This is a genomic window from Acidovorax sp. JMULE5, assembly GCF_013376875.1.
Classification (GTDB): Bacteria; Pseudomonadota; Gammaproteobacteria; order Burkholderiales; family Burkholderiaceae_C; genus Acidovorax; species Acidovorax facilis.
The window spans coordinates 4,115,841-4,128,061 of the sequence record NZ_CP035951.1; the positions used below are offsets into that span (position 1 = coordinate 4,115,841).

Consider the following 12,221-nt stretch of genomic DNA (forward strand, 5'->3'; position numbering starts at 1 on the left):
TCGACGCGCGCGGCAGTCTGCCGCGCGCGTTTGAACTGCCGGGATTCGCACCACCTCGGCGTCCTGGATGCGGCGATACGCTCCTGTTCGCTGCGGCGGGTTGGGAATACCGATGGGAGACGAGAGCATCCAGCAGCACCGATCACCCGCCGTCCTGCGGGTTGATCCGGCCTGCGGCAAAGCACTCGGACACCCACCCAATGAACCACCAAGGCGTTAGCGAAATTTTCTTCGAAGAGTCCTACACCGTGCCCGTCGACCAGACGGCAAAGTCGCTCTTTGCCCGGCTTCCTCACGGAACCGGGTATGCCGAGCGGCTACTCGAATGCCTGGCCACCGGGTATCTGGTGGCGGTGATCGAATCCATCTGCATCCGTGAAATGCAGTTGCATGTCGATGCTGCTGAAGTGGTGGTCGGCCGGACGATCAGCATTGATCACCGGGCGCCCATCCCGCCCGGCTCACCGCTGCGATTGCGCGGATGGCTCGAACGACTGGGCGAGCGGAGCGCCACGTTCCGGGTGGAGGCCCATGATGCGAACGAGCTTGTTTGCGTGGCGACTGTGACCCTCGTGGCCGCGCAGAGGGCGGCCATGGAGTTGCGCATTGCGGCCAAGGTCGATGCGCTACGGCTGGAGCACCCGGCGGAAGATTTGCCGCAGTAGCGCTCAGAACGTGGGTGCGTGACCATGCGTCCGTACTACCAGGACGACTTCGTCACCCTGTACCACGGCCGCGCGGAGGCGTTGCTGCCACATCTGCCGCAGGCAGATGCCATCGTGACCGATCCGCCCTATGCAGAGACCAGCCTGGTGTGGGACCGGTGGCCGCAGGGATGGCCGACCCTGGCGATGGCAGTCGCGAAGCAGATGTGGTGCTTTGGTTCGACGCGCATGTTCATGGATCGCGCGGCGGACTTCCAAGGCTGGCCTCTGTCGCAGGACATCGTGTGGGAGAAGCACAATGGCTCGAACGCCTTCGCCGACCGGTTTCGCCGGATTCATGAACTGGCGCTGCATTTCTACCAGGGCAACTGGCGGGACATCCACAAAGAGCCCCAATTCACCCAGGACGCCACGGCCCGGGTCCTGCGCCGCAAGAGCCGCCCCACGCAATGGGGCGGCATGAAGGACAGCGTCTATGCCAGCGAAGACGGCGGACCAAAGCTCATGGAGAGCATCATCTTTGCGCGCAGCTGCCACGGCTACGCTGTCAACGAGACGCAGAAACCCGAGGCGATCGTCGCCCCACTGATCCAGTACAGCGTTCCGCCCGGTGGACTGGTCGTGGATTGCTTCGCGGGAAGCGGGACTATCCTGGCCGTGGCAAGGAAGACGGGCCGCCGTTCCATCGGCATCGAACTCCGCGAGGAGCAGTGTCAGCGCATCGTGGAGCGGCTGTCGCAACGCGAGTTGCCTGGTGCCTGACGGTCGGTGACGGCTGGCGCGGATCGATTCGGGAACCGTGCCGGAGATGGTGCTGTAGGTGGTGACCGGGTGCTGGGGCCATGCGTCCTTTCGACACAGGATCACCCCCACAGCGGCCTTGTACGAGGCGTGAATCCTGGCGCGGGCACGGCGGCGCGGCACTGCGTTTGGCCGCCTCGGGCTTGTTCGCCGCAACCGTGCGGCACGAGAAATTTCCCCTCCGCTGCGCGGATTCCTCGCGAGGCAAATTTCTCGTGCCTTCCGGTCCTTCGCCGCGCTGCGGCCCCGCTTCGCTGGGGGTGCGGCGCGCCCGACCCTCACCGATCGGATCACGCCAAGGCCGCGATGGGCGCGACCTGGACAACCTCGAAAGGACTTCATCATGGCCAACATCGGCACCTTCACCGTACAGAACAACAGCTTCACTGGCACGGTTCGCACCCTTACGCTCAACGTCAAGGTCCGGCTCGTGCCCAGCGACAAAGCAAGCGAGTACGCCCCCGACTACCGCGTCATCGCTGGCAATGGCCTGGAGATCGGCGCAGCCTGGAAGAAAGTCAGCAAGGCGGAACGTCCCTACCTGTCGCTGACCCTGGATGACCCGTCATTCCCTGCCACCCTCTATGCTCGCCTGGTCGAAGGCGAGGACGGTGCGCACAACCTGATCTGGACGCGCAGCAAGGGCGACTGACGTCGCCCTGCGCCCCGCTGCGGCGGGGCGCTTTGCATCTTCTGCTTGAGTCGCAGTGGAAGGTCGCCGACGGGCGGGCCTGGCCTGCGGCTGTCTGGGTCTGCGTCAAAGCGTCAATCCGTGTTCACGGATGGTCGTATTTCCGGATCTGTTGATTTGCTGCTGCGCGGGTTTCCGTAGATCTGTAGTGATGGGTTTGCGTGACTGCGGCTTTCTGTAGAAGTATCTCTGTGGTCCTACGGAGATGTGCATCTCCGGCTCTGCCGGACCGCGCTGGCGTGCGGTGCACCGAGCCGCCGATGGCGTCTCGTCCCTGCGGGCTTTCATCGCTGACGCCTTCGCACCAATGGTGCTGCGCGCTGCGCTTGCCTCCAGGGGATCAACCTGTGGTCCATCCCCGCCGCGCTGCGCTTGGCGCCCCTTCTACACCCCCGAACCGGCTGTGCCGGATCGGCATGGGGTTCGCGCCTTCGATGGAGGGTGTGCTCGGTGAGTGGGGCTGGCTTGCTGTTCCCTTCACCGTATCACGCCGTTCTCGCTGTCAAGGTCTGCGCGTGCCCTGCACGCTGGCGTCCTATCGGCCGTCTCCGAACCCTGACAGTTGCGCTACGCCGTGCTGCGTCCGGTCTCGGGCAATTCCGCCCGTAACTCTTTCAAGGAGAAAGATCATGACGAAGCTCATTTCTGACGAACAACGGGTGCAACTGCTGGCCAACGGCTGCAGGTCCATCGAAACAGATGGATTTGATCCACGCCCGGTGGTCAAGCTGTTCACGCCCGATGCGGGTGCCACCTGGCTACTTTCAGAAATCGACCCTGAGGACGAAGACCGCGCGTTCGGGCTCTGCGACCTGGGGCTTGGCTGTCCCGAACTGGGCTATGTGAGCCTGGAGGAGCTTGCGAGCGTGCGGGGCCGACTGGGGCTCCCCGTCGAGCGGGATCTGCGCTTCCAGGGCGACAAGCGCCTCAGCGCCTATGGCCGCGAAGCGCGATTGGCTGGGCGCATCGTGGCGTAGCCGCCGCAGGCATCAGCTGCTAGTTTGCCCGGCTGGCGGCTGATGCCATTCACCAGGAAGCCGAGCCTCGGTCTCCCGCATCAACTCGCCCGCGCTGCGATTGAGCGCTCGGGCGATCTTCAGGATCAGGGCCAGCGTGGGCATGTGCTCGCCGCGTTCGATCTTGCCCATGTGGGAGCGTTCGACACCGGCTAGGTGTGCCAGGGTTTCCTGGGCGACGCCATCTTCAGTGCGCAGCGCGCGCACGGCTGCGCCAAACGCCTGTGCGGGCGCGACCTCGAAGGTCGTTGCACCAGCAGGTCGTCCGCGCTGAATGGGTCGCTTCTCCATGCATGGAAGCGTCCAATGTCAGTACAAATAAAACCACGTTATATTTAACTCATTTGCTGTCCCTCTTGCGACTTTATGTGCCTTGCTTTTCACAAAGGGGCTCCCCTTCGGTTGTAGCATTTCGTTTCCTTCTGCAGAGGAACCATGACCTTCCTCACCGAACCCCAACGCTCCCAGATGCTGGCCTATGGCGCAGCCCGCGCAAGCGGGCAGGTCATGGACCCCTTCCCGGTCGTCAAGCTGTACACGCTGGACGGGCCCGTCTGCTGGCTGCTCACGGAACTGGATGTCGATGGTGATCGCGCCTATGGGCTCACTGATGCGGGCACTGGTTTTCCCGAACTGGGGTATGTAAGCCTTTCGGCCCTGGAGGCCGTGCGCGGCCCCAGGGGCCTTCGCATCGTGGCTGATCCGCATTTCAAGGCGCGCCAGACCTTGTCTGCTTACGTGGCTGAGGCACAGCGCGACGGATCGATCACCGACTGAGGACCGCGGCCGTTGTGTCGCGCTGCATAGTCGCTGGTCGCGCGACGGCGCATCGCCGAAAAAGCGAGCCAACTGGCTTGTGCCTGTGGCAGCTTCCTTCAGAAGAAGGGAGTTACCGGATGTCCCAATCCCCTGCGGGAGACTTGCCGGGCGCAGCCTGGGCTGTCTCGGCCGCTTACCTATACACCCTGGACCTCGACGGCCCGGCGCTCGCCTGGGAGTACCTGCGGCGCAACCCCATGTACCAGTCTGATTGGCGTTTGCAACGCTCTTTGGAGCCGTGGGGCGTCTACCGTGGAGAGGACCCCGCGCGTGATGCACGTGAAGCGCGGCCACTCTGGATTGCGTCGCCTGATGCACTGCTGCATGTGCGTGGATCGACAGTGCGCAGTTCCGCCGCTTCCCTAGGCTTCGACTTGTGGCGTGTGCCCGGCCGCAAGCGCTTGGTGCTGGGTGATGCTGGCCTGACGTTACTCGCTGACGTTTCCTCGCTCCGGGTGCAGGTATCGCTCGCTGGCGACCTCGGAGACGGGGATCCGTACGCGGTGACAGTTCCGCTCGGCCCCAGCCTGCGTGGACAGCTTGACGAATTCAACGCGCAGGCCATGGCCCTTCGGGGAGCAGAGCCTTCTGCAATGCCCGTGCGGGCGTCATCCCGAGCGGCTCTACTGCATCTGCGCGCCTTGCAGGCGCTCGATGGCCTACAGGCCGGAGCATCCCACCGCGAGATTGCCCAGGCCTTGTTTGGTCCCCAGGCTGTAGCACAGCGCTGGCAGGCCGACGGCGAGTTGCGGGCGCAGGTCCGACACCTACTGCGGCGCGCCGAGGCGTACATGCATGACGGGTATCGGGTTCTGGCTGGCGTCACGGGCACTGCGGCGGAGCCCCCCGGAGACGAACCAGTGCGTTGAAAATCTCCCTGCCCAGCAACTCCCTTACTCCCGAGACTGCCCCCATCGGCCGCGAATGGTTTGCGGCCCATCCACAGCGATGGAGGTCGTCATGGCAAGTGCCAGTTCTCTGCTCCCCACCCGCGCACCTGGGCATTCGCCACAGGCACGCGCAACACCCGACGTGGCCGACAGTCCAGCGTTCCTGACTACTGAGGAAGCTGGCGCGTTTCTGCGGCTGTCCCCACGGACGTTGGAGAAACAACGCGTGCTGGGCGGTGGTCCGCGGTTCCGCAAGTTCGGCGCTCGGGTGGTCTACGCGGCCGCCGATCTGCGCGTCTGGGCTGACAGCCGCGCCTATGGCATGACTTCCGATCCCGGCTACGTCCAGCGCGACTCTGTCCGCTGATCGGTACAGGGTGGGGGAGAGCAACGTGTCAAAGCGCCCAAGCGAACGCGAACAGCTGTCGCTGTTCCGCGCGCTTCCAGGCGACATGGCCCTGCGCGATGCGCAGGACCTGATGGCCTACCCATTCTTCTCCCTGGCCAAGTCACCGCGTACGGTGCCGATCCGCTTCGAAGCCGGCGGCGTGTCGCTCACTGTGGAGGGAGTTCCTGAGCATGGCATCGCCACCATCTGGGATGCCGATGTCCTGATTTGGGCGGCAAGCCAGATCGTGCAGGCCAAGAAAGAAGGCATTGCGCCTTCGCGCCTGATGGTGGCCACGCCCTACGAGATCCTGCGTTTCGCGGAGCGGGGCACCGGCCGCAGCGACTACATGGCATTGCGCGCCGCGCTCGACCGCCTGCAGTCCACCACCGTGGCCACAACGCTGCGCCAGCGCGAGCGACCGAACGGGGCCAGGCGCACGCACCGCTTCTCCTGGATCAACGAGTGGAAAGAGTACATACGCCCAGATGGCCGCTCCGACGGCATTGAGCTGATCCTGGCGGACTGGTTCTTTTCGGGGGTGATGGACGAGGCCCTGGTGCTCACCTTGGACCCGACGTACTTCCGACTTTCAGGAGGGATTGAGCGCTGGCTCTACAGAGTGGTGCGCAAACACGGAGGCCGGCAGCCGGGTGGCTGGCGCTTTGACATGCGCCACCTGCACCTGAAGTCGGGAAGCCTGCAGCGCCCCTCCGACTTCGCGATCCAGGTGCGCCAGTTGGCTCGGCGACAGGCGCTGCCTGGCTACCGACTGACGATGGAGCGCCGCGGCGGCGTCGAGTGGCTGGCCTTCCGACCCAGCCCTGCCGACCCCTGCCAGGACGACTTATCCACACCTTCTGTTGATGAAGTTGTGGATGGCGTGTGGACGGGCTCGGTGGATCACCCGCACGCCCCTCGGGTGATCACCCGCAGAACTATCGGTGGAACGCCCGCACCGACCTACCGCAAAGCCACGCCCAGTAACGGTTTGGGGACTCCCTAAACATCTAAAGGGATACATAAATGGAAGTCACGCGCGCGCGAGTAGACGCTGCTCAAAATTTAGGCAGTGGTTCGGCGACTGCAAATCAGGCAGGCCCGACATCCGAAAACCGTCCACAACAAAAGCCGGACAACCGCCCCGGCAAAGTCATAGCCTTGCTCAACCAGAAGGGCGGGGCAGGCAAGACCACCCTTGCCACGCACCTCGCCGGCGAGTTGGCCCTGCAGGGAGGCCGCGTTACGTTGCTTGATGCGGATCCGCAGGGCTCGGCCCTTGACTGGGCGCAAAGGCGGCTCCAGAGCGGCCAGGAACGGCTGTACGGCGTGTTTGGGCTGGCGCGGGATTCGCTGCACCAGGAAGCGCCGCAGATTGCCTTGCAGTCGGATTTTGTGGTGATTGACGGGCCGCCACGTGTCGCGGCCCTCGCACGCTCTGCTCTGCTGGCTGCTGACCTTGTGCTGATCCCGGTGCAGCCCAGCGCCTATGACGTCTGGGCGAGCCACGAGATGGTCCAACTGATCGCAGAAGCCCGCGTATTCCGGCCGCAGTTGCGTGCGGCGTTTGTCATCAACCGGCGCGTCGTCGGTACGGTGATCGGGCGCGAGGCGCGCGCTGCGCTCGCAGATCAGCCGTTCGCAGCCCTGGCCTCCGAGGTCGCGCAGCGCATCGTGTTCGCCGACAGCGTGGCCGCAGGGCGGTTGGCGTACGAAGTAGCGCCTCAGTGCACGGCCGCGCGCGAGATCACGGCGCTGGCGCAGGCCGTGCGGGAGGTGCTGGGATGAGCAAGTCGGTGCAACCTACGAAGCAAGGCCGCGCTGCCATTGGGCGCCGACCTGGCGCCGACCCGGCATCCACCTGGGTGCGGCAGGCGGACGCATCCGACGCAGCGGCCAAGACATCGAGCTACACCGCGCGGCTCACGATCGATGTGAAGCCGGCGCTGCGCGGGCGGATCAAGGTGATTGCATTCCAGCGGGGCCTCACCGCTGCGGACATGCTGCGAGAACTGTTGGAGCGCGAGTACCCGGGAGATGGGACATGAAGGCGCCGAGCACACCTATGGCATCGCTCGCACCTCAAGCTTCGCTGCAGGCGATGGTTCCGCAGCGGCCCACCCGCATGCGTGTCTCACTCGCCTTTGTGAAAGATCGCGTGAACGTCTGGCTACGGTTTGGGCAGCCCGCTACCGAAATCCTGCTGGACCGCTGGCGGCGGGTGGCGATGTTCACGCCGGGCGCCATTTGCTGTCGCGTGAAATGGATCGGCAATGACTACGGAACGGCGCTCTGGCAGCTCATGGTGATGCAGGCACCGACACCGTTTGAGGACGCTCAGCGCATCGCGGGTGTGCTGCCCGGTGCCCGCATCTTGCTGCACGCCAGCGGCGAAGCGCAGGTCAAGGAGGTGCTTGGGGCGGTGGACGCCATTGAGGCGTTGGGTATTAACCCGTGCGCAACGGCCACTACGTACTGGTGCACGGTCGGCAACCGGCTGGCTGCTCGGCAGCCGCTGCCAGCGTACACCGCCGAGCGGCATGCGGCGCACCTGGCGCGCAAGGGCCTGCAATGACGCGCCGCCTGCTCTTTGTCTGCATGGGCATCTGCGTTGCGGCACTGTGTGTACCGGCTGCAGTGCCGATTGAGGCACGCTTGGTCTACAACCCGACCGACAGTGTGGCGCGCGGCTGGTACCTCATCGGGCCGCCAGTCGCGCTGCACGTTGGCAGCATCGTGTTGGTACGGCTTCCGGCAGATGTGGCCGCGTTCGCGGCGCAGCGTGGCTACCTGCCCAAAGGTGTGCCGATCCTCAAGCGCATCGGTGCCGTTGCTCCGCAATCGGTCTGCGTTCGGGAACAGACAGTGCACATCGACGGCGCCGCAATGACGACCACGCTCGCTCACGATGGAAAACACCGTCCGTTGCAGCCGTGGGGGCAATGCCGCGTGCTGAAGGATGGTGAACTGTTTCTGCTCAGCGACGTGCAGCCGGCCTCGTTCGACAGCCGCTACTTCGGCCCCATCGATGCGTCCGCCGTGCTTGGTAACGCACAGCCGATCTGGACAGGAGGTGCGCAATGAGCGGGCGTGCCTTCTTGCGTCCTGATCTGCGTGGCTGTTGCGCGGCGACTGCGTCCAGGCTGTCGCCGGCCAGGGGCCCGCGCATGCGCCGACCTTGCATTGTTCGTGTGCCGATACAGTGCCCAGCCGTGCGCGATCCGTGCCAAAAAGCTGCAGCCGAAGCCTTGCTTCGGCTGCAGCGTGCAGCACTCGCTGCACCGCCGCTGCCCCCGGGGCAGCGTTGCGCAACCGGCGAGCGGCTAGCGGCGAGTGGGATTCGGGAGCGGATGCGTGAGGCGGAGACGGAGGGCCAGATAAAAGGGGTGGCACGTCGTGCCCATCGTAGCCAGGCTGCACGTGGGGTTGCGGCGGCACCGCAAGGAGTCTTGCGCGTGCCGCGCAATGGCCGGAATTGGCGTGTCAGTTGCGTCCGCCGCGTGCCGCTTCCGCTGCGCTGCGGCATGATGCGATGGAGCTACCGTGGCTCAGAGTGATGAGGATCTCTTTCGGGTTAGTCCAGCGGCACCGCAGTCGTGCGCTGGCCCGCGATCTCAGCGCTTCGTTTCACAGGTCCTTCAGAGGTTATCGAGAACGGGCCCGAAGGCGTCCAGCAAGAGTCTCGCCAGACCCGGCATAGTCCTCGGACGCGGTCGTGTTGCGGCGGCCATGGTCGGCCAGCGCCTGGGGCCGAACGCGCGGCGTGTGGTCATCAAGTCCCGGTTCGTTGTGTTGCGGCGCGCCAGCCCGAACTCGGCGGCCGTTCACCTGCGCTACATCGAACGTGATGGCGTCACACGGGACGGGCAGAAGGGCCAGGCCTACGGTGCCGACACCGATGTCGCCGACCTGAAGGTTTTTCAGGAACGCGGGCAGAACGATCGCCACCAATTCCGCTTCATCGTCTCGGTCGAGGATGGCCTGGAACTGGAGGATCTGAAGGGCTTCACCCGCCAGTTGATGCGCCAAATGCAGATCGACCTGGAGACCCGATTGGATTGGGTGGCCGTGGACCATTGGGACACAGACAACCCGCACACTCATATCGTGCTGAACGGCCATACTGGGGGGCCTGCCAGCGGCAGAGAAGATCTCGTGATCGCCCCAGACTACATGGCTCACGGCATGCGCTTGCGCGCGAGCGAGATCGCCACTGAATGGCTGGGTCCGCGCACCGAGGCGGAAATCCGGCAGAGTCTGCTGCGGGAGGTCGACCAGCAGCGGTTCACCAGTTTGGATCAAGCGCTGATCCGGCAAGCGGGTGTCCATGGCATTGACCTGACGGACAACCAGCAAGACCGGCAGCGTCAGAACGCGCTGCGGGCGCGGCTGCAGCGGCTCGAAAGCATGGGCCTGGCAGAGAGGACGAATGCGAACCGCTGGAAGCTCCAGCCCGGGATGGCAGCCACGCTCGGCCTCATGGGCCAGCGCGAAGAAGCACTGGAGACGGTGCGCCGGGTGCTCAAAGGCCAGTGGCGGGAACCCGCAATCGATGATCGGCCGAACTCCCCCGTCATCGGTCGGATCGCAGGCAAGGGCTTGGCCGACGAGCTGCACGACCGCGGTTACCTGGTGATCGACGGAATCGACGGACGGGCGCACTACCTGAAACTGCCTGTCGGTACTGACCTCACACAACTGCCCGTGCACGGCATCGTAGAGGCGAGGCCGGCAGGCCAGGAGAAGCAAGTGGATCGCCACATCGCAACCATCGCGCGAGACGGCCTTTACAAGACTGCCGACCATGTGGTGCAGCTGAAGCAAGTCAACAACCCTGACCCGCAGTTCACTGTCGATGTGCACGTTCGCCGACTCGAAGCACTGCGCCGCGTCGGCATCGTGGAGCGCATCGCTGATGGCGTCTGGAAGGTGCCGCCCAATCTGTTGCACATGACCAGGCAGCATGATGTCCAGAGGTCCTCCGGGCTCTCGGTTGAGTTGCGGTCGTATCTGCCCATTGATAAGCAAGTACGCGCCGTGGGTGCCACTTGGCTGGACGAGCAGTTGGTGGGCGATGGTTCGGCTCTAGCCAGCCAGGGCTTTGGGGCTCAAGTGAGTAAGGCAATGCGCGAGCGCGTAGATTTTCTGGCTACGCAGGGACTTGCCGAGTGGCGCGGCCAGCGCGCCGTTCTCGTGAACAACTTGCTGGCGACTCTGCGTGAGCGGGATCTGACCGCGGCCGGAAAAGCGCTGGAGGCCCAGACCGGCCACCGATACCACCCGGTCCACAACGGGAGTCAGGTTAGCGGCATCTATCGCCAACGCATCCAGCTCGCGAGCGGCCCTTTCGCCATTCTGGACGACGGCATGCACTTCAGCCTCGTGCCCTGGCGGCCGGTGGTCGAACATCGGCTCGGCCAGCAAGTTTCGGCAATCTCGCACGACCAGTCTGTCACGTGGCAGCTTGGACGTCGCCGCGGCACCGGAATCTGACGACATCCCGCGTAGTCAGCTGCGAACAGTCACAGTCGTGAAAGAAGACAACTAGCCGGGGAGATCGCGACTTCGCTAGCTGTCGCATCCCGGACGATTGCATTGATCCAAAACGCTATCCGCTCTTCATGGCCCGATCCGTTCTGAAGGAGTTGATAGAGTCCTTGCAATCGCCCCCGGGAGCCAAGCCATGTTGATAGCCCTGCACAAGAACGCCCGCACCACGCCCGCCGTGCGTACCGAGATCGCAGCTAGCAACGAGACCGCCAGTGTCCTGGCCCAGCGCTTTGGGATCACCGAGCAGACGTCTACAAGTGGAAGAAGCGCGAGGTCTTTGGGGATCGCTCGCACACGGCCCATCACCTGCAAACAGTGCTCACGCCAGCGCAAGAAGCAGTGGTGGTTCACTTGCGGCGTACCTTGCTGTTGCCTTTGGATGACCTGCTGGCCGTGACACGGGAGTTCATCTGCCCCCATGTCTCGCGCTCGGGCCTGGATCGATGCCTGCGCCGCTATGGAGCGGGCAACATCAACGCCCTCAAGCCCCAGGGGCCTGCGGTAGCGCACAAGGCCTTCAAGAGCTACGAGCCTGGCTATGTGCACATGGATGTGAAGTACCTGCCCCAGATGCAGGACGAGAGCAGCAGGCGCTACCTGTTCGTGGCCATTGACCGGGCCACGCGATGGGTATTCGTGCAGTTCAAGGCCAACAAGACCGCTGCCAGTGCACAGGCCTTCCTCAAGGCATTGCACAAGGCCTGTCCGCTCAGGATCACCAAGCTGCTGACCGACAACGGCAAGGAGTTCACGGACAGGTTATTTGCCAGCAAGGAACGCGAACCCAGCGGCAACCATGAATTCGATCAACTGTGCCAGGAGCTGGGCATAGAGCACCGATTGACCAAACCCAGAACCCCAAGAACCAACGGCATGGTCGAAAGGTTCAATGGCCGCATTGCCGATGTGCTCAAGACCCACCGGTTCAATAGTCGCGAGGATATGGAGCAAACCTTGCTGCGCTATGTGACCCTGTACAACCAGCAGTTGCCGCAGTCAGCGCTCAAGAGCAAGACGCCCGTGCAAGCCATGAAAGAGTGGTACCAGACTCACCCGCACCTGTTTCACAAGCGGCCATATGATCGCCCGGGATGCGACACGTAAAGCGCAGGATGCTCGATTCACTGGGTATCTGTTCGTCTCAGTGGAACAGACCTGCAGAGTCACTAAAGGCAGGCACGTCGTGCAATGCTTCCACCATGAATGGGTCACTGAGCTTGAACCAGTGTTGTATGAAATGGATACGCAGCTGGGTCCGCACTGAAAAGGCCTGCTGGCCCCGGCGTCCACTCTCGGGCGCGTAACGCTCGATTGGACTAAGCTCAGGGAGCCACTTGCTCAAGGACATCGAGAAATCCGCGCTTTTGGGGGCGCTTGACGATGCGGCTCAGTCCCAGGTTG

Annotated in this window: 14 protein-coding genes and 2 pseudogenes; 14 read left to right on the forward strand and 2 right to left on the reverse strand. The window is 64.0% G+C overall.

What is annotated here, in order from left to right; translation table 11 throughout:
* Positions 1 to 200 precede the first annotated feature (200 nt).
* From EXV95_RS18750 to EXV95_RS18765, 4 genes are all read left to right on the forward strand, one after another.
* Positions 201 to 665 carry a thioesterase family protein gene (locus tag EXV95_RS18750; RefSeq protein ID WP_176887997.1) on the forward strand — a complete coding sequence of 155 codons (465 nt, stop codon included), beginning with the start codon at positions 201 to 203 and terminating at the stop codon, positions 663 to 665.
* A 24-nt stretch (positions 666 to 689) separates the two neighbouring features.
* Complete coding sequence (locus EXV95_RS18755; protein ID WP_176889103.1) at positions 690 to 1,427, forward strand: site-specific DNA-methyltransferase; 738 nt, start codon at positions 690 to 692, stop codon at positions 1,425 to 1,427.
* 382 nt (positions 1,428 to 1,809) lie between these two features.
* Entirely contained in the window at positions 1,810 to 2,118 is a 309-nt protein-coding gene (locus EXV95_RS18760; RefSeq protein ID WP_176887998.1) for a DUF736 domain-containing protein, read from the forward strand.
* A 668-nt stretch (positions 2,119 to 2,786) separates the two neighbouring features.
* Positions 2,787 to 3,134, forward strand: a complete 348-nt coding sequence (locus EXV95_RS18765; protein ID WP_370460101.1) for a DUF2958 domain-containing protein — start codon at positions 2,787 to 2,789, stop codon at positions 3,132 to 3,134.
* Positions 3,135 to 3,146: 12 nt separating this feature from the next.
* On the opposite strand, the gene EXV95_RS18770 is transcribed toward EXV95_RS18765, so the two are convergent.
* On the reverse strand, positions 3,147 to 3,464 hold the full coding sequence (locus tag EXV95_RS18770) for a helix-turn-helix domain-containing protein (protein WP_176887999.1): 318 nt from the start codon (positions 3,462 to 3,464) through the stop codon (positions 3,147 to 3,149).
* Positions 3,465 to 3,608: 144 nt separating this feature from the next.
* Here EXV95_RS18770 and EXV95_RS18775 point away from each other — a divergent pair, with 144 nt between their 5' ends.
* The 10 genes and pseudogenes from EXV95_RS18775 to EXV95_RS18820 all read left to right on the forward strand — a co-directional run bounded on the left by EXV95_RS18775 (position 3,609) and on the right by EXV95_RS18820 (position 11,924).
* On the forward strand, positions 3,609 to 3,950 hold the full coding sequence (locus tag EXV95_RS18775) for a DUF2958 domain-containing protein (protein WP_176888000.1): 342 nt from the start codon (positions 3,609 to 3,611) through the stop codon (positions 3,948 to 3,950).
* A gap of 119 nt (positions 3,951 to 4,069) precedes the next feature.
* Positions 4,070 to 4,861, forward strand: a complete 792-nt coding sequence (locus EXV95_RS18780) for a DUF2285 domain-containing protein (RefSeq protein WP_176888001.1) — start codon at positions 4,070 to 4,072, stop codon at positions 4,859 to 4,861.
* Between the two features lie 91 nt (positions 4,862 to 4,952).
* Positions 4,953 to 5,249, forward strand: a complete 297-nt coding sequence (locus EXV95_RS18785; RefSeq protein WP_370460102.1) for a helix-turn-helix transcriptional regulator — start codon at positions 4,953 to 4,955, stop codon at positions 5,247 to 5,249.
* A gap of 25 nt (positions 5,250 to 5,274) precedes the next feature.
* A complete protein-coding gene (locus EXV95_RS18790; RefSeq protein WP_370460103.1) occupies positions 5,275 to 6,276 on the forward strand; it encodes a replication initiator protein A in 1,002 nt (333 codons plus the stop codon).
* Positions 6,277 to 6,296: 20 nt separating this feature from the next.
* Positions 6,297 to 7,058, forward strand: coding sequence for a ParA family partition ATPase (parA, locus tag EXV95_RS18795; RefSeq protein WP_255484798.1), 762 nt, complete (start codon positions 6,297 to 6,299; stop codon positions 7,056 to 7,058).
* On the forward strand, positions 7,055 to 7,318 hold the full coding sequence (locus EXV95_RS18800; protein WP_176888003.1) for a chromosome partitioning protein ParB: 264 nt from the start codon (positions 7,055 to 7,057) through the stop codon (positions 7,316 to 7,318). The genes parA and EXV95_RS18800 overlap by 4 nt, the downstream gene beginning before the upstream one ends.
* A complete protein-coding gene (locus EXV95_RS18805; RefSeq protein WP_176888004.1) occupies positions 7,315 to 7,845 on the forward strand; it encodes a DUF2840 domain-containing protein in 531 nt (176 codons plus the stop codon). Before EXV95_RS18800 ends, EXV95_RS18805 begins: the two co-directional genes overlap by 4 nt.
* Positions 7,842 to 8,354 (forward strand): S26 family signal peptidase, encoded by a 513-nt coding sequence (locus tag EXV95_RS18810; RefSeq protein WP_176888005.1) that lies wholly within the window; start codon positions 7,842 to 7,844, stop codon positions 8,352 to 8,354. Before EXV95_RS18805 ends, EXV95_RS18810 begins: the two co-directional genes overlap by 4 nt.
* A 645-nt stretch (positions 8,355 to 8,999) precedes the next feature.
* Positions 9,000 to 10,763: a DUF3363 domain-containing protein gene (locus tag EXV95_RS18815; RefSeq protein WP_255484800.1), complete on the forward strand. Its 1,764-nt coding sequence runs from the start codon at positions 9,000 to 9,002 to the stop codon at positions 10,761 to 10,763.
* Between the two features lie 190 nt (positions 10,764 to 10,953).
* Positions 10,954 to 11,924, forward strand: a pseudogene (locus tag EXV95_RS18820) (IS481 family transposase).
* A 40-nt stretch (positions 11,925 to 11,964) separates the two neighbouring features.
* Here the strand turns inward: EXV95_RS18820 and EXV95_RS18825 are convergent.
* Positions 11,965 to 12,217, reverse strand: a pseudogene (locus EXV95_RS18825) (transposase); the annotation flags it as partial.
* Positions 12,218 to 12,221 lie beyond the last annotated feature (4 nt).